The organism is Acidisoma sp. S159, from assembly GCF_009766125.1.
In the GTDB taxonomy this organism is placed as follows: Bacteria; Pseudomonadota; Alphaproteobacteria; order Acetobacterales; family Acetobacteraceae; genus Acidisoma.
The window spans coordinates 118,128-142,087 of record NZ_LMUG01000032.1; the positions used below are offsets into that span (position 1 = coordinate 118,128).

The window sequence follows — 23,960 nt, forward strand, 5'->3', positions numbered from 1 at the left end:
TCAGTGCCCCTGCGGCGTATTGCCAAGATAGAGATCGCGCATGAGACGATCGTCCCGCAGCTCCGAAATCGGGCCGGAGGCGACAATGCGGCCGTTGTGCAACAAATAGCCGCGTTCGGCGACGGTCAGCGCGAGACCGGCGTTCTGCTCGACCAGCAGTACAGCGGAGGCGAAGGTTTTCTTCACGTCCATGATGACGGCGCGCAGATCCTTGACGAGCTTTGGCGACAATCCGAGGGATGGTTCATCCAGCAGCAGAATTCGTGGCCGCGCCATCAGCCCCCGCGCGATCGCCAGCATCTGCTGCTGACCGCCGCTCAGCTCGCCGCCTTTTGCGCCGCGCTTCTGTGCCAGAATTTCGAAGTAGGACTCCATCAGCTTGACGTCTTCCTCCACCGCGTCGCGGTCCTTGCGGGCATAGGCACCGAGCCGGAGGTTCTCGCGCACCGTCATATCAGCGAAGATCTTGCGGCCCTCGGGCACCATGATGATTCCGAGACCCACCGCGCGATCGGCCGGCGTATTGGTGACATCGCGATCATCGAAGCGGATGCTGCCGCTGCGCGGTTTAAGCAGGCCGGAGATGGCGCGCAGCAGTGTGGATTTGCCTGCGCCGTTCGGGCCGAGGATCGTCACAATCTCGTTTTGGCCAACGGTCAGCGACACGTCGCGATTGACCGTCACGGGTCCGTAGGCTGTGCCCAGATGCTCGACCTGGAGGAGCGTCATAGATCGACCCCCAGATAGACTTCGAGCACTTTCGCGTTCTGCAAAACCTCAGCGGGCGCGCCTTCGGCGATTTTGGTGCCGAAGTTGAGAACGATGAAGTGGTCGCAGACGGCCCCCATCAGCGCCATGTCGTGGTCGATCAGGCAGACGCCGATACCCATTTTCGGGAAACGCAGAATCAGCTCTCGCAAGTCGCCTGCTTCGCTGTCGCTTAGCCCGGCGGCCGGCTCGTCGAGCAACAGCAATACCGGATCGGCGGCGAGCGCCACGGCGATGCCCAGGCGGCGTAGATTGCCGAAGGACATCGAGCCGGCGACTTCCTCGCCCAGGCCATCGAGCCCCACGAATGCCAGAACCTCGTCCGGCGAGCGCCATCTACGGTCCGTGGATCCTATGCTGCGGCCGTGCTCGAAGCCGATGCTGACATTGTCGCGCACCGACAGGCCGGGATAGGACATCGCTTGCTGGAAGGTCCGCACCAGGCCCAAGCGCGCGATCCTGTAGGCTGGAAGTGCGGTGATGTCCTGACCGTTCCATGTCACTCGGCCAGCAGTGGGCTTATGGGCGCCTGTCACGACGTTGAAGAGAGTCGTTTTGCCCGATCCATTGGGGCCGATGATCCCGGTTATGCCCGAACCATCGATCGAAACATCGACACCGGCGAGGGCCACGACGCCGCCGAATTTCTTGCGCAGACCGGTGATTTCAAGTCTTGCCGCGACCATCCCGCTAACCCTTCTCGGCCCGGCGCTGGCGGCCGATCATCGATCGATACAGGCCGAGAAGGCCTCCGCTGACGCCCGCAGGTAGCAGCAGGATGACGAGGAGCAAGCCGACACCGTAGGCGATGCGGGAATCGATCGGGTCGAGTCCGCCGACCTCGGGCAGGAATGTCACGATGATCGCGCCGAGCAGAGGACCATAGAGCGGACGGGCACCGCCCAGCATGACCATCAAAGCGAGATACAGGCTGGGGAATGCGCCGTAGAGCGGTGGTGATATGTGCCGCAGATAATAAGTCTGGAGGATGCCAGCCGCCCCCGCGAAGGCGCCGCTGAGGGCGAAAACGCCGATCTTGTGGAAGTTGGTGTTGATGCCAACCGCGCGGGCGAGCGGCTCATTCTCACGGATCGCCCAGAGGGTGCGGCCGTAGGGCGAATGCACGATGACATAGGTCAGAACAAGAGAGACCACCAGCGCGAGCATCACGAGATAGTACATGTTCCGCAGCTTGGCGAGGTTGATGCCGAAAGGTCCCGCGATCGGCCCGACATCGAGACCCGTTGCCGCGCCTGTAAAGTCACCGCCATTGGTGAGCGCAATCACCAGCAGCGCGCAGAAGCAGAAGGTGATGATTATGTAGTGTTGCCCGCCCACCCGAAGCGACGGCAGCCCTACCAGCCCCGCCGCCAGGGCCGAAAGCAGGATAGATGCGGGCAAAGCGAGCCAGAATCCGATCCCCAGTTGGTTTGCGAGGATCGCGGCCGTGTAGCCGCCGATGCCCATGATTCCCGCATGACCGACCGACATGATACCCGCCTGGCCGAATTGCAGCGCGAGACCGTACAGCGCGATCGCCGTGAAACCTGTGGTGATCGCGAGAGACAGGAACCGATAGCCCGGATTGAAGAAAGGAAAGGCAATCAGGAAGGCCAGTATCGCGACGCCCATCACGATGTGATCGAGCGGCGGCCGCTCCAGCCAGCCGGAAGAGCCTGTCTTTCGTGTGTTGAGCGAAAAGCCGGGCGCCGTCACGGCGTCTCTCCGCTGATCGGCGCTCATGTGGCGCGCGGCCCGAGCGTGCCGCCCAGCAAGCCCTGCGGCCGGAGGATGAGGATCACGATCATCACCACCAGCGAATAGGCATCGGTCCATTGCGGATAGCCGTATTGCGCGCTCAAGGCATCGACCAGGCCGAGAACCAGGCCGCCGACTACGGCGCCTCCGACATTACCGAGGCCACCGATGAGCGACACCGCGAAGCCACGGATGATGACGACGCTGCCGGTGAAGGGCGTGATCGGAAACAGCGCGATCATCAGGGCGCCACCGAGGCCCGCCAGCACGCTGCCATAGATGAAAACGCCGGTGACATAGCGCCGCACGGGAATGCCCATCAGCGCGGCGGTGTCCTGATCGGAGACACTCGCCCGCAGCGCGACACCGTAGCGGCTTCGCGTGATGCCGAAATAGGTGATCGCGACGACAACGACCGTGATCGCCACGACGATCGCGCGCATGGCGATGATGTCCACGCCACCGATCACCCAGACTTTGGCGATCGGATCGGGAATGCTCTTCTGCACCTCGTTCAGCGCCTTGATCACGACATTCTGCAGGATTACGCTAAGGCCGATCGACATGATGAAGCCGTTCATCGGTCGATTGAGCGTGAAGCGGAACAGGGTGCGCTCCGCCACGTAGCCCAGCACACCAACGGCCGCCATGGCGCCGAACATCGCGATGAAGAAATTCACGCCGGCCATTACCAGCAGCCACGTCACCATGCCGCCGACCATGAGGAACTCGCCATGCGCGAAGTTCACAATCCCCGCGAGGCCGAAGATCAGGGTGATCCCCATGCCGATCAGGATGGTGACGCTGGCAACAGAGAGGCTGTTGATCAGCTGCTGGAGAAAGATATCCATGGTCCGTTCTGCATCCCGGCAAAGTCAGGTGTTCGCTCGCGGAGGTGGGCCGGAGACGAAGCGCTAATGCTCGCCACCCGGCCCTTTAGCCTGGGCCCGGAATCTGACGATCCGTCAGCCGCCGGCATCGCCGGGCGGTGGCGCCGGAGGAGGCTGCTCGGTCGCGCAATGAAAGTCGTCCGAGGTATTCGGCTTCACGACACAGACTTCGGTCGCGAAGGTAACCTGGTGATTGGCGTTGAAGACCAGCGGCACGGGCGAGACCACGCCCTGATATTGCATCTTCAACAGGGCATCGACGACGCCATCCGGATTGTCGACGGACCCGACCTGCGTGAGCGCCTTCGCATACATGAAGAAGTAGTCGTAGTAGAGCAGCGAAACTGAGGATTGCGGGCCTTTGGAGGCACCGGAGGCGAAGTATTTCGTGAAGTAGTCATCCACTTCCGGCCGCTTCGGGCCGCCCCAGCATTCCGGCACACAGCTCATCGCGACGGGCACGGTCGCCTTGAGGTTACGCTGGGCGTAGATGCCAGGATCGACGCCAAACAGGAAATAAGCGGGCGCCACATGGATCTGCTCGGCCTGGGGGAAGGCTGTCAGCGTCGAATCGCCGTTGTACCAGAAATGCACGATATCCGGTTTCATGCCCTTGATGCGCGTCAGGATGGGCAGGAAATCCGTCGTGTCGGGCGGATATTTCACCAAGTCGACGGTCTGGCCGTCAGCCTCCAGCGCCTTCACGTAATGCGAGGAGAGATATTGCCCGGTCGCGTCATTGCCGACCAGAACGACGGAATGCACCGGCTTCGTCGCCAGCATCGGCGTCAGGAGTGAAAGCACACCCTTGGCCGTGCTGCCGCTGCGCTGCCATTCCTGCGGCTCGGTCTGGAAGGCGTAGTGCAGCCAGGCGCCAGGCGCGACCGATTTGGCATTCAGCGCACTGCCGAGCGAGCTATTCCCGGAGAACTGCAACACCTTCGCCGGACCGGTGATCTTGGCCATGGCGATGGAATAGTCGTGCGTTTCGGTGCCCCAGATCGCACTCACACCAATGTCATTGACCAGTTCGAGCGCGGCAGCGACGGTGACGTTCACGTCGGTCCGGTTATCGCGGATATAGAGTTTGATCTTATAGGTGTCGTTGCCGACCTTGATGCCGCCGGCGTCATTGATTTTCGTCGCCGCGAGTTTGGCTGCCGCGACGATCGTGTTGCCAGCGGAAACGAATGAGCCGGACTCCGCCGCCACGACGCCGATCTTCAGGTCTTTATCGGCTGCATGGGATGGCGGCGACAAGACTCCGAAAAGTCCCAACGCGGCGATCCCGAGCCCCAGTTTGAGTCTCAGCCTCTTCATCGGATTTTCCTCTGCAATTTTTGTTTCACTGGCTTTTTCGTGGCCGGCTTGTTCTGGAGGCAGTGGCGTGGTGACGGCCTAAACCCTCATCCGCCGCGAGACAAGGTCCTTTACCCTGTTGTCATACAACCCGATCCCCTCTAACTTTAGGCTCGATTGAAGTCAAGCGTGCACGAGCGGGCTGCAATGCGGCAGGAACAAGGTCGTGCGGCGGAAGGGAACGAGATGCGTAATCGAATCTTCGGGCGGACTGGCCGCGAGGTCAGCGAAATCGGCTTCGGCGCCTGGGCGATCGGCGCGAGCTGGGGGCATGTCGACGAGAATGACGCGCTTGATGCCTTACGCCATGCGCTGGATAGCGGCGTCACCTTCATCGACACAGCCGATGTCTATGGCGATGGACGCTCGGAGAAGCTGATTGCCCGGGTCCTGAAAGAGCGTGGCGCCGATCGGCCTTTCGTGGCGACCAAGGCTGGCCGCCGCCTGCCTTCTCAGACCGTAGCGGGCTACACTCAGAAAAACCTGACGGAATGGATCGAGCGAAGCCTGCGGAACCTCGAGGTCGACACGCTGGATCTGGTGCAACTGCACTGCCCGCCGACCGATCTCTACTACCACCCCGAGGTCTTCGGCTTTCTCGATACGCTGAAGCAGCAGGGCAAGATCCGTGACTATGGCGTGAGTGTCGAACGGATAGAGGAAGCGATCAAGGCGATCGAATATCCCGGCGTAGTAAGCATCCAGATCATCTACAATATCTTCCGCCAGAGGCCGGAGGAATTGCTGTTCGATCTCGCCCTGCAGAATCAGGTCGCGATCATCGCCCGCGTTCCGCTCGCGAGCGGGCTGCTCTCCGGCAAGTTCCGCGCGGATTCGAAGTTCGAGGAAACGGACCACCGCCAATTCAATCGCAATGGCGAGGCCTTCGATGTGGGCGAGACCTTCTCGGGCGTGCCCTATGACGTCGGCCTCGCGGCCGTCGAACGCGTGCGGCCGCTCGTCGCGGACAGTACCATTATGGCGCGCTTCGCGCTGCGGTGGATCCTGATGTCCGAGGCTGTCACGGTCGCGATTCCTGGCGCGCGCAATGCCGAGCAGGCTCGGTCGAATGCCGAAGCGGCCGCGCTGCCTCCGCTCGCGCCGGAGGTGATGGAGAAGCTCAAAGCGATCTACGACGAGGATATCCGGCCGCATGTCCACCAGCGCTGGTAGTCAGCCGCCAAACCACTGAGCGACCGACTGCCCAAACCATGGATCCGACATGACATCGCGCATCATCGACGCCCATCAGCATTTCTGGGATCCCGTCAACGGCGACTACGGCTGGCTGAGCGGCCCGTTCGAGCCGATCCGCAGAGTCTTCTCGCCCGCCGACCTCCAGCCGGCGATGGAGGAAAATGGCGTCGCCGCGACGGTTCTCGTTCAGACCTGGCACGATCTGAACGAGACCCGCGATTTTCTCAGTCTGGCTGAGCAGACGGATTTTGTTGCTGGCGTGGTCGGCTGGGTGGATCTGACGGACCCGAAGGTCGAGGAGGTTCTCGCAGCGCTGAAGGCCGGACCGGGCGGGCAGTGGCTCGTTAGCGTCCGGCACCTTCTGCATGAGGAGCCAGATCCAAAATGGCTGCTGCGTGAGGATGCGCAGCGCGGGCTGAGGGCAGTTACTGACGCAGGTCTTGCCTATGATCTCGTCGGCAAGACTGTCCATTTGCCCGCCATGATCCAGACGGTCGCCAACCATCCGCAGTTGCGTTTCGTTCTGGACCACATCGCGAAGCCGGAGATCAAGCAGGGTGTGATACAGCCTTGGGCATCGCTGATGACGGAGCTCGCGTCGCATCGCGATCACGTCTGGTGCAAGCTGTCGGGGATGATCACGGAAGCCGATTGGGAAAGCTGGTCGCCATCGGATCTGCGGCCCTATATCGCGGAGACCGTGCGGCTCTTTGGCCCCGAGCGTTGCATGTTCGGCACGGACTGGCCTGTCTGCCTTGTCGCGGGAAGCTATGGCCGAGTAATCAAAGCGCTTCGCGCCAATCTCGATTACCTGACTGAGGCACAGCGCGACCAGATCTTCGGTCGTTCGGTGATTGAAAGCTATCGGCTTCCCAGTCTCCGCGCAGGATGAGGAGGATTCGGCGATGAGCGGAAAACGCATCGGCTTCGCGTCGTCCATCGGTTTTGGCGGCAGCACGGTGGGGACGCTCTATCGTTCGATGTCGGATCGGCAGGCGGAGGAGGCACTGCGCGCGGCTTACGATGCGGGCCTGCGTTACTTCGATACGGCGCCGCTTTACGGCTACGGACTGAGCGAGCTGCGCTTCGGGCGGTTTCTTCGTTCGGTGCCGCGGGAAAGCTTCACGCTTTCCACGAAAGTCGGCCGATATCTGGTGCCACCGCGCGGCGAGACGGTCGATCAGGGAATCTGGGCCAATGCGCTACCGCTGAAGCCGGTCTTCGACTATAGTTACGATGGCACCATGCGGAGTTTCGAGCAAAGCGCCAGCCGGTTTGGCTTCGCGAGTTTCGATATTCTGTACATCCATGATGCTGATCGCTTCAATCATGGCGCTCACTATGATCGGATCTTTGGCCAGGCGATGGACGGCTGCTACAGGGCGCTCGACGAGCTGCGATCCGCCGGCGATATCCGCGCCATCGGTGTCGGCGTGAACGAAAGCGATGTCGCGACGCGTTTCCTGCGGGCGGCCGATTTCGACGCCATCATGATTGCCGGCCGATACACCTTGCTGCAGCAGGATGCTCTGACCGACCTGGTGCCCGAGGCGACGGCTAAGGGTGTCGAACTCGTCGCGGTCGGCGTCTTCAACTCCGGCATTCTGGCGGCAAGCGCGGCCAATGCGGCGGGCTCCACCTATAACTATGGGTCGATCCCACCGGAGATCGCGGAGAAAGCGCGAAAACTGCGCGAGGTTTGCGACGCGCATACTGTGCCGCTTCAGGCCGCGGCCATACAGTTCCCCTTGCGGCAACCGGCAATCTCGGCCGTGGTCATCGGCATGGGCAGCGCGAAGGAAGTCGCGCAGAACAATGAATGGGCGAAATGGCCCATCCCGCCGGCGCTATGGGCGGATCTCCGGTCCGCCGGGCTCTTGCGCGCCGACGCTCCTTGAGGGCATCGATACCTCTGCTTAAGGCTTTCTGAGCGCGGAGATTCGATGACCGAGGCTATCCTGGTTCCTGCCGAGATCTTGGCGGCCCGGCTCCTGCAGGTGCTGACGGAGACCGGCGCCTCCGCTGAATCGGCAGAGGCCGCGACCAAGGCGATGATGCATGGCTCCCGCATCGGCATCGACAGCCACGGCGTGCGGCTAGTCGCGCATTACGTCTCGGTGCTGAAGTCTGGGCGCGTGAACCCACGGCCCTCCATCGTCACGCGCCGGACGGCGGCGGCAACAGCTGTTGTCGATGGCGATGATGGACTGGGCCACCTCACCGGCTACCGTGCGATGGAGGCGGCCGTCGAGATCGCGCGGGATTCGGGTGTTGGCGCGGTCGGGGCCATTCGGTCGTCCCATTTCGGCGCGGCTGGCGCTTATGCGCTTGTCGCGGCGGAACATGGCATGATCGGCTTCGCGACCACCAATGGCGACAGCATCGTGGCCCCCTTCGCCGCCGCCGAGGCCTTCCACGGCACCAATCCCCTCGCCTTCGCGGCGCCGGTGGCGGGGGAGAAGCCGTGGCTGTTCGATATGGCGACATCCTCCATCCCGTTTAATCGCGTGCTGCTGTTCCGGTCTTTGCAAAAGCTGCTGCCGGAGGCGGTCGCCGCGGATGCCGCCGGCACGCCCACCCAGGACCCCCAGGTCGCCGAGATGCTCATGCCGCTCGGCGGCGCGGGTTTCGGCTTCAAGGGGGCGGGGCTTGGGGGCGTGGCCACGCTGCTCTCGGCCATACTGATGGGCATGACGCTGGATCACGCGATGATTCCGATGATCGGCGCCGCGGATGTTCAGACACCACGCGGCATGGGGCATTTCTTCCTCGCCATCGACCCGGAACGGTTCGGGGGCAGCGCGATGTTCGCAAGCGGCATGCGCGATTATCTCGTGGCGCTCCGCTCCGTCCCGCCCAATGCGGAGGGTCAGGCGGTCATGGCGCCGGGCGACCGCGAATGGCGTATCGAGGGACAGCGGCTTCAGGACGGCATTCCGATCGATCCGGAAACCGCGGCTTTCCTCGGCCTGGGGACCAGGGCCTGACGTGGGTGTAGCTTGACGACACTGCTCCGCAGCGCGGCGGTCGAGGCTCTTACCGCGCGTATCGTCGGTTCCTACCTGGCTTTGGCGTTGCGCACGACGCGGTGGACGCTGCTTGGCGGCGAACACCTGACGCCATTTCTTGCCACATCGCCGGTGATCGCGGCCTTCTGGCATGAGCGCCTGGCGCTGCTGCCGGCCCTGTGGTCGATCATGCGGCGGCGCGGGGCGCGGGGCACGCCGAGTGTTCTCGTCAGCAAACATCGCGATGGCCGCCTGATCGGCGATGTTGTCCGGCGGTTTGGCGTGGAGGTGGTGTACGGCTCCTCGACGAAGACCGGCACCGCGCGGGAAGTTGCCGAGAAGGGCGGCGTATCCAGCGTGCGCGTTCTGTTGAATGTTCTCGAGGCTGGCGAGCACATTCTCATCACGCCAGACGGCCCACGGGGTCCACGGCGGGTGGCGGCTCAAGGCGTCGCCCAAATCGCGGGCCTGTCGGGTGTGCCAGTGTTGCCGATCGGGGTTCAGACCAGCCGCCGCCGGACCTTGTCGACCTGGGACAGAACGATCGTCCCGCTGCCCTTCGGGCGTGGCGTCATCGTCTGTGGCGCGCCGATCGAGGTGCCGAGAGAGAATTGGGAAGCGTGGCTGCCGATCATCGCGGCGGCACTCACCGCGGTCGCGGAGCAAGCGGATGCGGAATGCTCGGCCTGATCCTTTGGGACAGCCGCAACAATCCTTCAGAAGGGACGAGAAGCCATGAATTATGACCTTGCCGGGAAAGTTGTCGTTGTAACCGGGGCGAGTTCCGGAATTGGCCGGGCGACGATCCGGGTGCTTGCGGCCCAAGGATGCAAGATCGCGCTCGTCGCCCGGGAAAGCGATCGGCTGCGCAAGGTGGCGGACGAGATCGGCGAAGGCGCCTTCGTCGTGCCGACGGATCTCGCCCGACCCGAGGAGACCGATCGCATGGTGGAGACCGTGCTCGGACATTTCGGCCGCATCGATGTGCTGCTCGCCAATGCCGGGATCTATATTCACGGCGACGTGGCGGATGGCGATCCCGATGACTGGGACAGGCTTTTGCAGATCAACGTCGCAAGCGTCTTCCGTGCGGTGCGCCGCGTGCTGCCGGGGATGATCGCGCGCGGCGAAGGCGATATCCTGGTGACCAGCTCGATCGCCGGCCATCAGGCGATCCCTTGGGAACCGGTCTACAGCGCCAGCAAACACGCCATCCGGTCTTTCGTGCATGGCCTGCGGCGACAGGTTCTCAAACAGGACATCCGCATCAGCTCGGTCTCGCCCGGCATGGTCCTGAACGAGCTGTGGGGGATCGCAAGCCAGGAGGAGATCGACCGGCGGGCCGAGGCACGCGAGGGGCTGAGGTCGGAGGATGTCGCCGAGGCGATCCTCTTCGCGCTGACCCGGCCTCGCAATGTCACCATCCGTGACCTCGTGATGCTGCCTGCGGGCCAGGATCTCTGAGTTGCGCCCAGACGGTGAATGTGGAGAGATGGACCGATAAATCGAAACGGCAGGAGACGTCATGGCTGTAGGAATTACGCGGCGCGGTGCGATGAAGGCGCTGGCGGCAACGACCGCCATCGGCGCCTTGGGTGCGCCCACGATTGCCAGAGCGGCTGACCCGACGATGGTGACGGTGGTCAAGATCATCGGCGTGCCCTGGTTCAACCTGCTGGACCAGGGGCTGACCGCGGCCGGCAAGGATCTTAACATCACGACCTCGATGATCGGTCCCGCCCATGTCGATCCGGCCCAGCAGGTCGGTGAGGTCGAGGATCTTATCGCGCGCAAGGTCGATGTGATCGGCGTGGTGCCGCTGGACGTGAAGGTGCTCAGCCCCGTGCTGAAGCGGGCGCAGGATGCCGGCATCATCGTGATAACCCAGGAAGGTCCGAACCAGGACAACCGCACGTGGGATGTCGAGATGATCGACAGCAAGCTGTTCGGCGAAACACAGATAAAGGCGCTCGCCGAGGAGATGGGCGAGGAGGGCGAATACATCATCCTCGTCGGCACGCTGACGACGCCGCTGCACAATGCCTGGGCCGATGCCGCCACTGCGTATCAGCTCGCGAATTATCCCAAGATGAAGCTCGCTACATCTCGGTTCCCCGGCGCGGACGAAGTCGATACCTCGGAACAGGTGGCGCGCGAGGCGCTGCAGGCCTATCCCGACTTACGAGGCATCGTCGCATTCGGATCGAACGGGCCGATCGGCTGCGGCAATGTCATCCGGCAAAGGCATTTGCAGAAGAAAGTCGCGATCGTCGGCACCGCCATTCCGTCGCAGGTGCAATCGCTGCTGATGGCGGGCGCGGTGCGGAAGGCATTTCTCTGGAGCCCGAAAGACGCCGGCTATGCCATGGTGGCCGTCGCGAACCTGACATTGAAGAAGGCGAAGTTCGAGACGGGGATGGATATTCCTGGCCTCGGGAAAGCCAATGTCGATGTGGATAAACGCATCATCAGCCTCAACCGCATCATCACCGTGGATAAGGCGAACGTCGCGCAACTGGCGGCTTCTGGACTTTAGGACTTTCATTCCACAACGTCATGCTCGGCGAAGGCCGGGCATCCACGCCTTGCTTGCGTAACAAAGGCAAGGCGTGCATGGCACGCCTTCGCGTGCCATGACGGATCTTTGGGTGCTGTTCAGTATTAGATCTCCACGCCTAGCCGCGTATCGCTTGTCTCAGGGTTTACGCCGGAACTCCGGACGCAGCGCCTGATAGAGATGACGGTAAGCTTCAAGCCGCGGTGCGTAAGCCTGGTGCAACCCGGCATCCGGCGTGATTTGCTCCACGACTACCGGCTGGCGCGGCGGCGTTGTGTCCCCTGTCGCCATGCGGCCGAGCCGCGCCGCTCCGAAGGCCGCGCCATGCTCGCCGCCATCATAGCGGTCTAGCGTAAGACCGGTCGCGCTGGCGATGATGCGCGCCCAGAACCGGCTGCGCGCGCCGCCGCCAATAAAGCCCGCGCGCTTTATATGCAGCCCCGCCGCGTCCAAAGCCGCCACACCATCGGCGAGGCTGAAAGCCACGCCCTCCAACACCGCCTGGATGACCTCCGGCCGCCGCGTATCCGGCGTCAGGCCGAAGATCACGCCGCGCGCATGGGGATCGTTATGCGGCGTGCGCTCGCCCGCGAGGTAGGGCAGGAAGAGCAGCGAACCCGGCCCGGTGAAACCAGCCTCGACCTCGGCCAGCAGCGCGGGGAGGTCGCCTGCATCCGCCGTGCCGCCTATCATCCGTGCGACCGCACCAAGCGCACTCGCGCCGTTAAGGACAGCGGCCATCGCGCACCAGCGGCCTGGCAGGCAGTGGCAGAAGCTATGCACCGCGGCGTCAGGCGCCGGGCGGTAGCGGTCGGTCGCGACAAAAACCTGGCCGGAGGTTCCGAGCGCCACGAAGGCACGGCCATCCTCGACCGCACCGATCCCCATGCCACCGGCCAAAGTGTCCCCCGCACCGCCCGCTACCACGACGCCCGGCGACAGGCCGAAACGCGCGGCGATCTCAGGCCGCAGGGTTCCGGTGGGCGTTGGGCTCTCCACCACGGGCGGCAGCAGTGCGGGATCGATCCCAACGGCGGCGATCGCCTGCTCGCTCCAGCTTCGCGATTCCTCATCGAGCAACCAGGTTCCGGCGGCGTCCGAAACATCGGTCACGCGCGCGCCCGTAAGATGCAGTCGGATGATGTCCTTCGGCAAAAGCATATGGCGCGCGCGCGCCAGTACTTCCGGTTCATGCCGCGCGAGCCACAGCAGTTTGGGCGCCGTGAGCCCCGCCATTGGCGGCACGCCAAGCCGCCGCGCTAGATCTGGGTGGGCATCGGCGAGGGCTTGAGCCTCACCGGCCGCGCGTCCGTCATTCCACAGCATCGCCGGCCGCACCGGGCGGTCCGCACCGTCGAGCAGCGCGAGGCCGTGCATCTGTCCGCTAAGCCCGATGCCAGCGACGCGTGCCATGGCAGGCGCATGCTCGGCCGCCAGTTCCTCCAATGCCGCCGCGACCGCCGTCCACCAGCTCTCCACCGGCTGCTCAGATGCCAAGGGCGTGGGGTGGGTGGGCGACGGCACCGGCACCGAGACCACGGCCAGCACCGTTTCCGCCTCATCCAGGATGATCGCTTTGACCGAGGAGGTGCCGAGGTCGAGGCCGAGGAAGGTGGTCATGCGAGCGCTCTATCTCTTAGCGGATTTGAAGCGGCCGCCCCCGGCTCAGCCGAAGCCCCGTCCGCGCCCGATGATGGCCGGGCCGAAGCGATCCCGCAAATGGTCGAGCGCCTGCTGCCGCGCCACTCGCCGGCCGGAATCCGGATCGGCAAGATCGGCGGGATCGGCCTCGGCGATCGAGCGTAGCGGCTGGGCGCCGAGGCCGATCAGCCGGAAGGCCGTGCCATCCGCCTCGGGCGTCAACATCGCCCTGGCGGTGGCGAAGAGCACATCCGCCAGCGCGGTCGGCGCCGGTAGGCGATGCGTTCGTGTTCGTATGACGTGTTTCGCGGTCTTGAGCTTCAGCACTACGCCACCCGCCGCCCATTCGCCGGCACGCAGCCGGGCCGCCACCCTCTCGGCCATGCGCCACAAAATGCGTTCCAGCTCGGCCGGGTTGGAGAGATCGCTGTTGAAGGTCGTCTCGGCGCTGACCGACTTGGTTTCGCGCCTGGGTTCTACACTGCGGGCGTCCTCGCCGCGGGCGCGCCGCACCAGGGAGGGGCCATCTTCCCCCAGCCTGCGACGCGCCGTGGTGTCGTCCAGTGCCTGCAATTGGCCGATACGCGTGATGCCCATGGCGGCAAGCCGCGCGACCGCGACGGCACCCACACCTGGCAACAGCCCTACCAGTTCGGGCGCCAACAGCGCGGGCGCCTCCGACCCCAGCACCGAAAAGCCACGCGGCTTGCCACGCTCAGCCGCAAGCTTGGCGAGCAACCGGTTGGGGCCAAGGCCGATGGAGATGGAGACGCCGATCTCCGCCTCCACCCGCCGCGCCAGTCGCGACAGCATCATGGCGGGCGGCGCGCGGTGCAGCGCCTCAGTGCCCGCCATGTCGAGCGCCGCCTCGTCGATCGAAAGCGGTTCGACCAGCGGCGTGAGGTCGCGCATCAGCGCGCGGATGCGGCGGGATTCGTGAACGTATTTCGCCATGTCCGGGCGGATCACCACCGCTTCGGGGCAAAGCTTCAGCGCCTTGAACATCGGCATGGCCGAACGCACGCCGGAGATGCGCGCGATATAGCAGGCGGTCGTCACTACCCCGCGCTGTCCGCCACCGACGATGAGGGGCTTCGCCGCCAGCTCCGGCCGGTCCCGCTTCTCGACGCTCGCGTAGAAGGCGTCGCAATCGATGTGACCGATCGTGAGCGTGAACAGCTCCGCGTGGGAGACGATCGCTCGCGATCCACAGCGGGCACAAGCGCCCGATGGTCGGTCTGCCACCGCATCGCAGGATCGGCAAAGGCTGGGCATGATGCTGAGAGGTTAGCAGGTCGGCGGGCGATTGTCCGTCGGGCAACGCCTCAGGCGTTTCGAGGTCTCTATCCCTTCCCCAGTTTGAACAAATCGCGCAGGCCGTGGGGCTGGGAGCGCAGATATTGCGGCGGAGCCGAGACATGCGCGCCGAGGGTTGCGGCGGCGTGCCAGGGCCAGCGCGGGTCGTAGAGCATCGCCCGCGCCAGCGACACCGCATCCGCATCACCGCCGGCGATGATCGCCTCCGCCTGGTTGGCTTCGGTGATCAGCCCGACCGCGATCGTCGGCAACCCTACCTCCGCCTTTACCCGGCGCGCGAATGGCACCTGATAGCCTGGCGTCAGTGGGATCTGTTGTTTGTTCGAGATGCCGCCGCTGGAGACGTGGATCGCGGCGCAGCCCCTCGCCTTCAGTGCCTTTGCCAGCTCTACCGTGCCCTCGATATCCCAGCCTTCCGGCACCCAGTCGGTCGCGGAGACCCGCATCCAAACTGGCCGTTCGGCTGGGAAAGCCGCCCTCACCGCGTCAAAGATCTCCAGCGGAAAACGCATCCGGTTAGCGAGGCTGCCGCCATACTCGTCGTCCCGCTGGTTGGAGATGGGGGAGAGGAACTCGTGCAGCAGATAGCCATGCGCGCCATGGAGTTCGATCCCGTCCACCCCCAGCCGCGCGGCTCTGCGCGCTGTGGCGACAAAGTCTTCTCGCACCCGGTCCATACCGGCGCGGTCGAGCTTCAAGGGTGCGACGCCGCCATCCACTTGCGGCACCGCCGAGGGCGCCTCGGCGTCCCAGCCGTCCGGCGCGTCGGGCGTGATCTGCGCGCCGCCTTCCCAGGGTACCTGGAACGACGCTTTGCGCCCAGCATGCGCGAGCTGCACCGCCACCGCGATCGGCGAATACCGCCGGATCGCCGCGAGCACCCGCCCCAGCCCCGCCTCGGCCGCATCCGAATAGAGCCCGAGGTCGCGCGGGGAGATCCGCCCCTCAGCCGAGACCGCCGTCGCCTCAGTGATCAGCAGCCCGGCGCCCGACAATGCAAGGTGGCCGAGATGGATCATGTGCCAATCATTCGCGACCCCGTCCTCGGCCGAATACTGGCACATCGGCGCGATCACGACGCGGTTGACGAGTTCAAGCGCACCCAGGCGCCAGGGTTGGAACAGTTCGCTCATCTCGGACCTCAGACTGGTGGTGTGGAGTTGGTGTCGGATGTCGCACCCTCGCAGAGGCCGCGTCTTCGCAGAAGGCCCGGCGGGCTATTCCCCGTCCGCTCCGCTTCCGGAATTGGTGATGCCGGCGCGGCTCGGTGCCGCAGACCCCGGCCTGATCTCCCGCGACATGCGAGCGACCTCCTCATCATTCCCGGCCGGTTCGACCGCCGCCCGGTAGTCGCCGCCCGCGTCACTCAGTGCCGCTTCCACCGCCGATGGGTCGATGCGGTTGGCTTCGGCGAACAGGGTGTCCGCCTCATCCTGGTTGCCAGCGGCTTCGGCGCGGAGGGCCTTCTCGGCGAGTTGCCTGGCTTGTGAATGCTTCCCCGCCTCGGCGTCAGTGGAGGAGGCTTCGTCGTCATCCGCCATATTCATGTTTCCTTGAATTGCCCGAACCAGGGTTCGGCTAGCGGCATGTGGCCGCCCACGCGCGTCATTCAACGTCGCTTGACCTCCTTCCCGGCTTCTGCATCCCCTGCGCCCATGAACACCAGCAATCCACTCCTCGCTTCCTGGACCACGCCCTTCGGCGTTCCGCCCTTCGACCTCATCAAGCCGGAGCACTTCGCGCCAGCTTTCGGCGTGGCCATGACCGAGCACCTTGCCGAGATTGCGGCGATCGGCGCTTCCGCTGCGCCTCCGAGTTTCGCCAATACGATCGAGGCCTTGGAGCGCAGCGGCCGGACGCTGGCGCGGGTCGGCAGCGTGTTCGGAAATCTCGTGGCGAGCCAGGGCGGCGAAGCGCTGGAAGCGCTGGATCGCGAGATGTCGCCAAAGCTGGCACAGCACGGCATGCAAGTGTCGCTCGACCCCGCAGTTTTCAGCCGCGTCGATGCTCTGCACAGCAAGCGCGAGACCTTGGATCTGACCGAGGACCAGCGGCGATTGCTCGACCGCACGCATCTGGGTTTTGTCCGCAGTGGCGCCGCGCTGGCGCCGGCTGAGAAGGCGCGGATGACGGAGATCTCGGAGCGCCTCGCCGTGCTGCACACTGAATTCGGCCAGAACGTGCTGCATGACGAAAAAGCCTGGCAGCTACCGCTAATCGAGACTGATCTTGCAGGCCTCCCGGATTTCGTCCGCGCTGGCGCGAAGCAGGCGGCGGCGGAGCGCGGGATGGATGGCTATATCGTCACCCTATCGCGCTCGCTGATCGATCCGTTCCTGACCTTCTCGGACCGCCGCGACCTGCGACAGACGGCTTACGAAGCCTGGATCGCCCGAGGCACGCATCCCGGCGCACATGACAACCGCGTCCTGATCCCGGAGATCCTGGCGCTCCGCCACGAGCGCGCGCGGCTCCTCGGCTATCCGAGCTTCGCCGCATTTCGCCTCGCCGACAGCATGGCCGGCACTCCATCGGCGGCGGAGGGGCTGCTGGCGGAGGTCTGGCAACCGGCGAAGCGCGTGGCGGCAACCGAGCGCGACCGGCTGCTGGCGGTGGCACGAACCGAGGGCTTCAACGGCGCCCTCGCACCCTGGGACTGGCGCTACTACGCCGAGAAGGTGCGCCGAGCCGACTACGCGGTGGATGAGACGGAGATCAAGCCGTATTTCGTGCTGGAGAATATCCAGAGCGCGGCTTTCGATACCGCGACGCGACTGTTCGGCGTCACCTTCACGCCGCGCCCGGATGTCCCGACCTATCACCCCGATGTGCATGCCTTTGAGGTGCGCGACGCGACAGGCCATGTCGGCGTATTCCTCGCGGATCATTATGCGCGCAGCGACAAGCAGTCCGGCGCCTGGATGAGCAGCTACCGCGATCAGGAGACGCTCGACGGCGAAATTTCGCCGATCATCGTCAACAACAATAACTTCGCGAAGTCGGAGCCCACGTTGCTGAGCTTCGACGATGCCGAGACATTGTTCCACGAATTCGGCCACGCGCTGCATGGCTTGCTGAGCAAGGTGCGTTATCCGGGTCAATCCGGCACCTCCGTGCGCCGCGACTTCGTCGAGTTGCCGTCGCAGATCTACGAGCATTGGATCGCGCTGCCGGAGACACTGGGCCGCTACGCCTTGCACCACGAGACCGGTGCGCCGGTGCCGCCGGAACTTGTGGCGAAACTGCTTGCGGCGCGTGACTTCAATCAGGGATTCGGCACGGTCGAATATACCGCCGCCGCGCTGATCGACATGGCGATGCACAGCCATCCGGCGCCTGAAACGATCCGCGTCGAAGCCTTCGAGGCGGAGTTTCTCGCGGGCATCGGCATGCCGCCGGAGATCGGCATCCGCCACCGGCCACCGCATTTCCAGCATCTGTTTTCGGGCGGAGGCTATGCGGCGGGTTACTACTCCTACCTCTGGGCGGAAGTGCTCGATGCCGACGGCTTCGAGGCATTCAAGGAGGCCGGAAACCCGTTCGATCCCGCGACCGCGGCTCGCCTGCGAGTCTTGCTAAGCGCGGGTGACACCCGCGATCCGATGGAGCTTTACGCCGCCTTCCGTGGGCGCGCGCCAAGCACCGAGGCCCTGTTGCGCACACGTGGTCTGGCAGCGGCATAGGCGACAAGGAGCCAGGAAATCCCATGCCTGTCGCTGATCCGATCGTCATTGTTTCCGCGACCCGCACGCCGCTCGGTCGCTTCCAGGGAGATCTCGCGGCGATCCCGGCGCCGACCTTGGGCGCGCATGTGATCCGGTCGGCGCTGGAGCGGGCTGGACTTGCGCCGGAGCGCATCGATGAAGTTTTATTCGGTTGCGTGCTGCCGGCGGGTCAGGGGCAGGCACCGGCACGGCAGGCGGCGCGCGGCGCCGGCCTGCCGGATGCGACAGGCGCTACGACGGTCAACAAAGTCTGCGGTTCCGGCATGAAGGCGGCGATGCTGGCACATGACCTGATCACAGCGGGCTCTGCCGATATCCTTGTGGCGGGCGGCATGGAGTCGATGTCGAATGCGCCCTATCTGCTCGCCAAGGCGCGTGGCGGCTATCAGGTCGGGCATGACCGCATCTTCGACCACATGATGCTCGACGGATTGGAGGACGCCTACGAGAAAGGCCGCTCCATGGGCGATTTCGGCGAGGCGGCCGCCCAGGCCTATCAGTTCACCCGCGACGACCAGGACGCCTTCGCGATCGAAACCCTGACGAGAGCGCGCAATGCAATCGACAGCGGAGCTTTTCGCGCGGAGATCACCTCGATTTCCGTTCCGGCGAAAGGCGGAGACAGGCTCGTCGAGAATGACGAACATGCGCTGAAAGTCTCGCCGGAGAAAATCCCGTTGTTGAAGCCCGCCTTCCGGGCTGATGGCACGATCACCGCCGCAAGCTCATCCGCCAATGCGGATGGCGCGGCCGCGCTCATCCTGACGCGACGCTCGATCGCCGAGCGCGAGGGGCTGCCGATCCTGGCCGAAATCAAGGCGCATGCCACGCATGCGCAGGAACCCGCCTGGTTCACAACGGCGCCGATACCGGCGATCCGTAAGCTGCTCGCCAAGACGGGCTGGAGCATCAATGACGTCGATCTTTTCGAGATCAACGAGGCTTTCGCGGTTGTCGCCATGGCGGCGCAGCGCGACCTCGACATTCCGCGCGACCGCGTCAACGTCAATGGCGGCGCCTGCGCTCTCGGCCATCCGATCGGTGCGACCGGTGCCCGCCTCATCGTGACATTGCTGCACGCGCTGGAGCGTCACGACCTCAAGCGCGGCGTGGCGGCACTTTGCATTGGGGGTGGCGAGGCTACGGCCATCGCGGTCGAGCGCGTTCACTGATCATCGCAGTGCCTAGCGGTGTTGCGTCGCTCGACGCTACGCGGCCTCTGGCTTGCTAAGATGCGAGAACAGCATGTTCAACCCTTCCGCGATCGTCGGATGGGCGATTATGCCGTCTCGCAATGCCGTAAAGGGCAGACCACCGAGCATCGTCATCTGCACGACGGGCATCACCTCGCCCGCATGAGCTCCAAGCATCGCGAAGCCAAGAATGCTGTCGTCCTCCGCAACCAGAGCCTTCATGAATCCCTTGCGTTCCGAGAGCGTGCGCGCGCGGGGAATGACATCCATCGGCATCGTCGCCAACCGATAGTCTGTGCCAGCGGCGCGCGCCTCTTTTTCGCTTAGTCCCACGCGGGCGAATTCCGGGTCGATGAAGACGCAGTATGGAATGAGCCGGCCGGTGGTTGTGCGGTCGCCGCCGGTGATATCGCTTTTCGCGACGCGGTAGTCATCCAGTGCCACATGGGTGAACATCGGGCTGCCAGCGGCCTCGCCCATGGCCCAGATGTCAGGCGCGGTCGTCCGCAGCTTTTCATCGACCTTGATGAAGCCCTTGGCGTCCAGCGCGACGCCAGCGAGATCGAGGCCGATATCCGCCGTGGTCGGCACCCGGCCCGCCGCCACCAGAAGATGCGAGCCGTCAAAGCTTCGCCCGTCGCTGAGGCTGACGGTCACCTGCTCGCCGGAGCGGCCCTCGACACGGTAGTCGCCCGCCCCCAGCACCACCTCGATGCCGTCTTCCTTAAACAAATCGTGGATGGCGGCAGCAAAATCGTCATCCTCGCGCGGGGCCAGCCGCGGGCCGTTCTGGATGACCACCACTTCGCTGCCCAGTCGCCGGAAAGCCTGCGCCATCTCCATGCCGATGTAACCGCCGCCAAGGACCACCAGCCGGCGCGGAAGAACTTCGAGCTTAAGAGCCTCGACGTGGGTGAGCGGCATCGCCTCGGCCAGGCCGGGAAGATTGGGAATGGCAGCACGGGTGCCGAGATCGAGGTAGATCCGCGAGCCCGTCAGCCGCCGCACGCCGGTTTCTGATGTTACCTCAATCACGCGAGGCTCGACGAAGCGGCCCCAGCCAAGCACCAGGTCAAGGCCACTCGCTTGGAACGCGTGCAGATTATACTCGACCATCCCGGCCACGATTTCGGCAGTCCTGAGGGCCACGCGCGCCATGTCGATGGTCGGCGCGGTGGTAGCGACACCGAAGGTGGCGCTGTGCCGGACGAGATCAGCGATCTGAGCGCTCCGCACCAGAGTCTTGGTCGGGATGCAGGCGATATTGATGCAGGCGCCGCCGATCATGCCGACTTCAACGAGCGCGACCTTCCGCCCTGCTTTCGCCTGGTCCATCGCCAGCGTCTTGCCGGCCTTGCCACCGCCCAGCACCAGGATGTCGTAGTGTTCCAGTTCGGCCATCACATCATTTCCTCGCGTCGCGCGTTCGTTGAATCCGGGCGTATCGCAGCGTCAGACACCTTCATGAACCAGCTCGGTGAAGAAGATGGGGTCGATGACGAACTGACCCCATTTCGCATCGAAGGCCGCCGTGGGTTTGGCGGCCACGATGTCGTCCAGCGATCTGCCTTGGCGTTTCAACGTCGCGACATTCTCGCGGATCGCGACCAGCATGTCGCGGTAGTCGGCAAGCTGTGCCCGGTTGCCGATGGGACCATGGCCGGGAATGATGATCGTGCTGTCGCGGGTCATCGCCAGGTTCTCCTCCACCGCGCGAATCGAACCGTCGATGCTACCGCCGGTGGAGTAGTCAATGAATGGGTAAATACCGTTCCAGAAGGTATCGCCGGTGTGGAGGATATCGGCCTCGCCGAAAGTCGCGGAGATGTCGCCGTCGGTATGGGCCGGGCCGTAGTATTTCAGCGCGATCGCCGTGCCGCCGAAATCAACGCTGCGCTCCGTGGTGAAGACATCGGAAGGAAGGGCGCCCGCGGGGGGAGCCGGGAAATCGGTGTGCCAATCCTCCACATGCTGGGCGGAACTCAGTCGCGTGCGGGTGTTCTCGTGAGCGAGAATGGAGGCGCCGGCCGCATTCACCCAGGCATTGCCGTCCGAATGGTCGAAATGCCAATGCGTATTGATCAATTGCCGAATTGGTGCGTCACCGAGCGTGGCCAACGCCTCCGCCATCATCGGTTGAGAAACGCCGATGCCGGCATCCACCAGCAGCTTGCCATCGGGCGCCACCAGCACGGCAACATTGCCACCGGAACCTTCGAGGACGCTCACCTGGCCTCTCAGCCGATGGACGGTGATCGTTGCTTTCGCGGCCGCGGCGCGGATCGTCTCGACGATGTGCCGTGATGCGGCGAAGACCTGCCTCGGGGTGAGCCAGGCGCCATCGGCGGAAAGCGTGGCCCCTCGGGTGCCACAGGTGCAGCCCAGGCTATGCGGGACAGCTCGTGTCTGGGTGTCGCTCATGGCTTCGTTTCCTCGGTTGCGGACGGGTTTCGCCCATCTCGGTTCGGAACTCCGCCGCGTATGCATCCAACGGCGCCACAGTCAGAAGATCGACCAGCGAGCCTTACATCAACCTCGAAATGCTCGCTGCAGTTTTCGCAATGCCACGGTGGGATGTCATCTTCGCCGCCTCCCTTGTCGCCAGCGGATGGCCCGCGCAAAGTCCAGGCACACAAACATCCTGAGGAGACCGGTCATCAAACGCGAGGAACTCACCGAAAAGATTCTCGACATCAAGCGCGAGCGGGACTGGACGTGGAAGCATATCACGGAGGAGATCGGCGGCATGTCGCCCGTTCTCGTCGTGGGGGCGCTGCTCGGCCAGATGAAGCTGACGAAACCGCTGGCCGCCAAGGCCGCGACTTTGTTTGGGTTGAGCGAGGTCGAGCAGCGGATGCTCAACGAGATTCCGATGCGCGGCATGCCGATGCCGCCGACCGATCCGCTGCTCTATCGCTTCTACGAGATGGTGATGGTCAATGGGCCGGCCTGGAAAGCCCTGATCGAGGAGGAGTTCGGCGACGGCATCATGTCCGCGATCGACTTCGATCTCCGGCTCGAGCGGCTGGCCAATCCGAAGGGCGACCGCGTGCAGCTCACCATGTCCGGCAAATTCCTCCCGTATAAATATTACGAGAGCGAACAGGGGCTGCCGGAATACGGATTCAAGGAGGAATGACCGACCGGCACCGCCGGGTGATGTAAAACCGACTCACATGGGCTAATCCACCCGCATGAGTTGGTCCGGACAGCGGCGGGGCTACCACCACGGCAACCTGCGCGAGGCGCTGGTGGAAGCCGCCCTGGCGCTGATTGGCGAAACAGGGCCGGCCGGCCTGACCATTGCCGAGGCGGCGCGCCGGGCAGGCGTCAGCCCTGGCGCGCCCTATCGGCATTTCCGTGACGCCGAGGCACTTCTGGCCGAAGTTGCGTTGCGGGGGTTCGAGAGCCTGGCAACTGCGCTGACCCAGGCGTGGAATGGCGGAAAGCCGGAACTGATCCAGGCTTTCGAGAATCTTGGCCGGGCCTATCTCGCCTTCGCCCGTTCCGAGCCCGCTTATTACGCGGCCATGTTCGAGGCTCGTGTGGATGCAGAGGCGCATCCGGGTCTGCTCGCCGCCAGCGATCGCGCTTTCGCAGTACTGCGCGATGCCGCCGACACCCTGACCGAAGCGGCGCCCGGTAGAGGGCGGCCACCGGCGCTCATGGTGGCGCTGCACGTATGGGCGATGTCCCACGGCATCGCCTCGCTCTTCTGCCGGCCCGATGCCGGGCGCCGGAAGCTGCCGATGTCAGCTGAGGAACTGCTCGAGGCGGGTGTGCTACTCTATCTGCAAAGCCTGGGATTGGCCGGCGGCAATTAGGCGATCCGCGCATTACCCTTGACGGCGGCAAAGCGCGGTGCCTAGATGTAAATGTGCTTTACATTCACATGGGAACCACATCATGTCTGGCGCTGCGAACCAAGGGGCCTTTGGCAACCCCGGTATGGGACAATCATCCTGGGGAACCGGGCCGAACTGGGGCCCCGGTGGCGGCAATCAGGGCAATCCCGGGGATCGGCCTTGGGGAGGGAATGGCGCGCCTAACGACTATTTCGGCCTTTGGTCGATCTCGCGTCCGCTGCTGATCGCCGCGACGATCACGGGCTTTATCGTCTGGTGGCCGGTCGGGCTTGCTTTGCTGTTCGTCGCCATTTGGAACAAGCGGGTTGGGCGCTGGGCCTTTGGGGCTCACGGCGGCCACCAAAGTGGCGGAGGCTGCGGCTGGGCTGGGCCGTGGTCCGGCTGGAAGAGCCGCTGTGGCGGCGGCGGCGGCAACTCCTCACGATCCAGCGGCAATAGCGCCTTCGACGAATATCGCGAACAGACGCTCCGCCGCCTGGAGGAAGAGCAACGCGACTTCTCCGGTTTCCTGGAGCGGCTGCGCTTCGCCAAGGACAAGGCCGAGTTCGACCAGTTCATGGCCGACCGCCGCCAGTCCCCGCCGCCATCCGAGCCGCAGCACCAGCCGGAAAACTAGGCGCCTCACCCGCGATCGCGGGTGAGTAGAGAAATCGGAAGAGGGGTGGCATTGGCCGCCCCTTT

The 23,960-nt window shown here is 64.4% G+C and carries 23 protein-coding genes; 12 read left to right on the forward strand and 11 right to left on the reverse strand.

Going from position 1 to position 23,960, the window contains the following annotated elements; all coding sequences use genetic code 11:
- The 5 genes from GSQ92_RS08395 to GSQ92_RS08415 all read right to left on the reverse strand — a co-directional run bounded on the left by GSQ92_RS08395 (window position 1) and on the right by GSQ92_RS08415 (window position 4,736).
- Complete coding sequence (locus GSQ92_RS08395; RefSeq protein WP_158802822.1) at window positions 1-729, reverse strand: ABC transporter ATP-binding protein; 729 nt, start codon at window positions 727-729, stop codon at window positions 1-3.
- On the reverse strand, window positions 726-1,454 hold the full coding sequence (locus GSQ92_RS08400; protein WP_158802823.1) for an ABC transporter ATP-binding protein: 729 nt from the start codon (window positions 1,452-1,454) through the stop codon (window positions 726-728). Before GSQ92_RS08400 ends, GSQ92_RS08395 begins: the two co-directional genes overlap by 4 nt.
- 4 nt (window positions 1,455-1,458) lie before the next feature.
- A complete protein-coding gene (locus tag GSQ92_RS08405; protein ID WP_158802824.1) occupies window positions 1,459-2,511 on the reverse strand; it encodes a branched-chain amino acid ABC transporter permease in 1,053 nt (350 codons plus the stop codon).
- On the reverse strand, window positions 2,508-3,377 hold the full coding sequence (locus tag GSQ92_RS08410) for a branched-chain amino acid ABC transporter permease (RefSeq protein WP_158802825.1): 870 nt from the start codon (window positions 3,375-3,377) through the stop codon (window positions 2,508-2,510). Before GSQ92_RS08410 ends, GSQ92_RS08405 begins: the two co-directional genes overlap by 4 nt.
- 114 nt (window positions 3,378-3,491) lie before the next feature.
- Window positions 3,492-4,736, reverse strand: a complete 1,245-nt coding sequence (locus GSQ92_RS08415; protein ID WP_158802826.1) for an ABC transporter substrate-binding protein — start codon at window positions 4,734-4,736, stop codon at window positions 3,492-3,494.
- A 225-nt stretch (window positions 4,737-4,961) separates the two neighbouring features.
- Between GSQ92_RS08415 and GSQ92_RS08420 the strand changes: the two genes are divergently transcribed.
- From GSQ92_RS08420 to GSQ92_RS08450, 7 genes are all read left to right on the forward strand, one after another.
- Window positions 4,962-5,948, forward strand: a complete 987-nt coding sequence (locus tag GSQ92_RS08420; protein WP_159013354.1) for an aldo/keto reductase — start codon at window positions 4,962-4,964, stop codon at window positions 5,946-5,948.
- A 49-nt stretch (window positions 5,949-5,997) separates the two neighbouring features.
- Window positions 5,998-6,864: an amidohydrolase gene (locus tag GSQ92_RS08425; protein WP_159013355.1), complete on the forward strand. Its 867-nt coding sequence runs from the start codon at window positions 5,998-6,000 to the stop codon at window positions 6,862-6,864.
- Between the two features lie 13 nt (window positions 6,865-6,877).
- Entirely contained in the window at window positions 6,878-7,870 is a 993-nt protein-coding gene (locus GSQ92_RS08430; protein ID WP_159013356.1) for an aldo/keto reductase, read from the forward strand.
- Between the two features lie 45 nt (window positions 7,871-7,915).
- Window positions 7,916-8,959, forward strand: coding sequence for an Ldh family oxidoreductase (locus GSQ92_RS08435; protein ID WP_158802830.1), 1,044 nt, complete (start codon window positions 7,916-7,918; stop codon window positions 8,957-8,959).
- Between the two features lie 12 nt (window positions 8,960-8,971).
- Window positions 8,972-9,670, forward strand: a complete 699-nt coding sequence (locus GSQ92_RS08440; RefSeq protein ID WP_159013357.1) for a lysophospholipid acyltransferase family protein — start codon at window positions 8,972-8,974, stop codon at window positions 9,668-9,670.
- A 45-nt stretch (window positions 9,671-9,715) separates the two neighbouring features.
- Window positions 9,716-10,444: an SDR family oxidoreductase gene (locus GSQ92_RS08445; protein ID WP_158802832.1), complete on the forward strand. Its 729-nt coding sequence runs from the start codon at window positions 9,716-9,718 to the stop codon at window positions 10,442-10,444.
- 61 nt (window positions 10,445-10,505) lie between these two features.
- The gene (locus tag GSQ92_RS08450; RefSeq protein ID WP_216850033.1) at window positions 10,506-11,516 is read left to right on the forward strand and encodes a substrate-binding domain-containing protein; all 1,011 of its coding nucleotides are present in this window, start codon (window positions 10,506-10,508) and stop codon (window positions 11,514-11,516) included.
- A gap of 159 nt (window positions 11,517-11,675) precedes the next feature.
- On the opposite strand, the gene xylB is transcribed toward GSQ92_RS08450, so the two are convergent.
- The 4 genes from xylB to GSQ92_RS08470 form a co-directional block, all read right to left on the reverse strand.
- On the reverse strand, window positions 11,676-13,157 hold the full coding sequence (gene xylB, locus GSQ92_RS08455; RefSeq protein ID WP_159013358.1) for a xylulokinase: 1,482 nt from the start codon (window positions 13,155-13,157) through the stop codon (window positions 11,676-11,678).
- A gap of 45 nt (window positions 13,158-13,202) precedes the next feature.
- Complete coding sequence (locus GSQ92_RS08460; RefSeq protein ID WP_159013359.1) at window positions 13,203-14,453, reverse strand: DNA polymerase IV; 1,251 nt, start codon at window positions 14,451-14,453, stop codon at window positions 13,203-13,205.
- A gap of 68 nt (window positions 14,454-14,521) precedes the next feature.
- Entirely contained in the window at window positions 14,522-15,628 is a 1,107-nt protein-coding gene (locus GSQ92_RS08465; RefSeq protein WP_158802834.1) for an NADH:flavin oxidoreductase/NADH oxidase, read from the reverse strand.
- Window positions 15,629-15,712: 84 nt separating this feature from the next.
- The gene (locus tag GSQ92_RS08470) at window positions 15,713-16,036 is read right to left on the reverse strand and encodes a hypothetical protein (RefSeq protein ID WP_254065606.1); all 324 of its coding nucleotides are present in this window, start codon (window positions 16,034-16,036) and stop codon (window positions 15,713-15,715) included.
- A gap of 114 nt (window positions 16,037-16,150) precedes the next feature.
- Here GSQ92_RS08470 and GSQ92_RS08475 point away from each other — a divergent pair, with 114 nt between their 5' ends.
- Window positions 16,151-18,178 carry a M3 family metallopeptidase gene (locus tag GSQ92_RS08475; RefSeq protein ID WP_158802835.1) on the forward strand — a complete coding sequence of 676 codons (2,028 nt, stop codon included), beginning with the start codon at window positions 16,151-16,153 and terminating at the stop codon, window positions 18,176-18,178.
- A gap of 23 nt (window positions 18,179-18,201) precedes the next feature.
- Window positions 18,202-19,392, forward strand: coding sequence for an acetyl-CoA C-acyltransferase (locus GSQ92_RS08480; RefSeq protein WP_158802836.1), 1,191 nt, complete (start codon window positions 18,202-18,204; stop codon window positions 19,390-19,392).
- A 36-nt stretch (window positions 19,393-19,428) separates the two neighbouring features.
- Here the strand turns inward: GSQ92_RS08480 and GSQ92_RS08485 are convergent, their stop codons facing one another.
- On the reverse strand, window positions 19,429-20,814 hold the full coding sequence (locus tag GSQ92_RS08485) for an FAD-dependent oxidoreductase (RefSeq protein ID WP_158802837.1): 1,386 nt from the start codon (window positions 20,812-20,814) through the stop codon (window positions 19,429-19,431).
- Between the two features lie 51 nt (window positions 20,815-20,865).
- The gene (locus GSQ92_RS08490; protein WP_158802838.1) at window positions 20,866-21,834 is read right to left on the reverse strand and encodes an MBL fold metallo-hydrolase; all 969 of its coding nucleotides are present in this window, start codon (window positions 21,832-21,834) and stop codon (window positions 20,866-20,868) included.
- 187 nt (window positions 21,835-22,021) lie between these two features.
- On the opposite strand from GSQ92_RS08490, the gene cynS reads away from it, so the two are divergent.
- The 3 genes from cynS (at window position 22,022) to GSQ92_RS08505 (ending at window position 23,895) form a co-directional block, all read left to right on the forward strand.
- Complete coding sequence (cynS, locus tag GSQ92_RS08495; RefSeq protein WP_254065607.1) at window positions 22,022-22,552, forward strand: cyanase; 531 nt, start codon at window positions 22,022-22,024, stop codon at window positions 22,550-22,552.
- A 55-nt stretch (window positions 22,553-22,607) separates the two neighbouring features.
- The gene (locus GSQ92_RS08500) at window positions 22,608-23,237 is read left to right on the forward strand and encodes a TetR/AcrR family transcriptional regulator (RefSeq protein ID WP_158802839.1); all 630 of its coding nucleotides are present in this window, start codon (window positions 22,608-22,610) and stop codon (window positions 23,235-23,237) included.
- 82 nt (window positions 23,238-23,319) lie between these two features.
- Window positions 23,320-23,895 carry a DUF2852 domain-containing protein gene (locus tag GSQ92_RS08505; protein WP_216850034.1) on the forward strand — a complete coding sequence of 192 codons (576 nt, stop codon included), beginning with the start codon at window positions 23,320-23,322 and terminating at the stop codon, window positions 23,893-23,895.
- The last annotated feature ends 65 nt before the right edge of the window (window positions 23,896-23,960 follow it).

What these genes read in the sequence shown, in the direction of transcription:
- GSQ92_RS08395 (WP_158802822.1), bottom strand. Translation starts at nt 729, where the DNA reads ATGACGCTCCTCCAGGTCGAGCATCTGGGCACAGCCTACGGACCCGTG.
- GSQ92_RS08400 (WP_158802823.1), bottom strand. Translation starts at nt 1,454, where the DNA reads ATGGTCGCGGCAAGACTTGAAATCACCGGTCTGCGCAAGAAATTCGGC.
- GSQ92_RS08405 (WP_158802824.1), bottom strand. Translation starts at nt 2,511, where the DNA reads ATGAGCGCCGATCAGCGGAGAGACGCCGTGACGGCGCCCGGCTTTTCG.
- GSQ92_RS08410 (WP_158802825.1), bottom strand. Translation starts at nt 3,377, where the DNA reads ATGGATATCTTTCTCCAGCAGCTGATCAACAGCCTCTCTGTTGCCAGC.
- GSQ92_RS08415 (WP_158802826.1), bottom strand. Translation starts at nt 4,736, where the DNA reads ATGAAGAGGCTGAGACTCAAACTGGGGCTCGGGATCGCCGCGTTGGGA.
- GSQ92_RS08420 (WP_159013354.1), top strand. Translation starts at nt 4,962, where the DNA reads ATGCGTAATCGAATCTTCGGGCGGACTGGCCGCGAGGTCAGCGAAATC.
- GSQ92_RS08425 (WP_159013355.1), top strand. Translation starts at nt 5,998, where the DNA reads ATGACATCGCGCATCATCGACGCCCATCAGCATTTCTGGGATCCCGTC.
- GSQ92_RS08430 (WP_159013356.1), top strand. Translation starts at nt 6,878, where the DNA reads ATGAGCGGAAAACGCATCGGCTTCGCGTCGTCCATCGGTTTTGGCGGC.
- GSQ92_RS08435 (WP_158802830.1), top strand. Translation starts at nt 7,916, where the DNA reads ATGACCGAGGCTATCCTGGTTCCTGCCGAGATCTTGGCGGCCCGGCTC.
- GSQ92_RS08445 (WP_158802832.1), top strand. Translation starts at nt 9,716, where the DNA reads ATGAATTATGACCTTGCCGGGAAAGTTGTCGTTGTAACCGGGGCGAGT.
- GSQ92_RS08450 (WP_216850033.1), top strand. Translation starts at nt 10,506, where the DNA reads ATGGCTGTAGGAATTACGCGGCGCGGTGCGATGAAGGCGCTGGCGGCA.
- xylB (WP_159013358.1), bottom strand. Translation starts at nt 13,157, where the DNA reads ATGACCACCTTCCTCGGCCTCGACCTCGGCACCTCCTCGGTCAAAGCG.
- GSQ92_RS08460 (WP_159013359.1), bottom strand. Translation starts at nt 14,453, where the DNA reads ATGCCCAGCCTTTGCCGATCCTGCGATGCGGTGGCAGACCGACCATCG.
- GSQ92_RS08465 (WP_158802834.1), bottom strand. Translation starts at nt 15,628, where the DNA reads ATGAGCGAACTGTTCCAACCCTGGCGCCTGGGTGCGCTTGAACTCGTC.
- GSQ92_RS08470 (WP_254065606.1), bottom strand. Translation starts at nt 16,036, where the DNA reads ATGGCGGATGACGACGAAGCCTCCTCCACTGACGCCGAGGCGGGGAAG.
- GSQ92_RS08475 (WP_158802835.1), top strand. Translation starts at nt 16,151, where the DNA reads ATGAACACCAGCAATCCACTCCTCGCTTCCTGGACCACGCCCTTCGGC.
- GSQ92_RS08480 (WP_158802836.1), top strand. Translation starts at nt 18,202, where the DNA reads ATGCCTGTCGCTGATCCGATCGTCATTGTTTCCGCGACCCGCACGCCG.
- GSQ92_RS08485 (WP_158802837.1), bottom strand. Translation starts at nt 20,814, where the DNA reads ATGGCCGAACTGGAACACTACGACATCCTGGTGCTGGGCGGTGGCAAG.
- GSQ92_RS08490 (WP_158802838.1), bottom strand. Translation starts at nt 21,834, where the DNA reads ATGAGCGACACCCAGACACGAGCTGTCCCGCATAGCCTGGGCTGCACC.
- cynS (WP_254065607.1), top strand. Translation starts at nt 22,022, where the DNA reads ATGGCCCGCGCAAAGTCCAGGCACACAAACATCCTGAGGAGACCGGTC.
- GSQ92_RS08500 (WP_158802839.1), top strand. Translation starts at nt 22,608, where the DNA reads ATGAGTTGGTCCGGACAGCGGCGGGGCTACCACCACGGCAACCTGCGC.
- GSQ92_RS08505 (WP_216850034.1), top strand. Translation starts at nt 23,320, where the DNA reads ATGTCTGGCGCTGCGAACCAAGGGGCCTTTGGCAACCCCGGTATGGGA.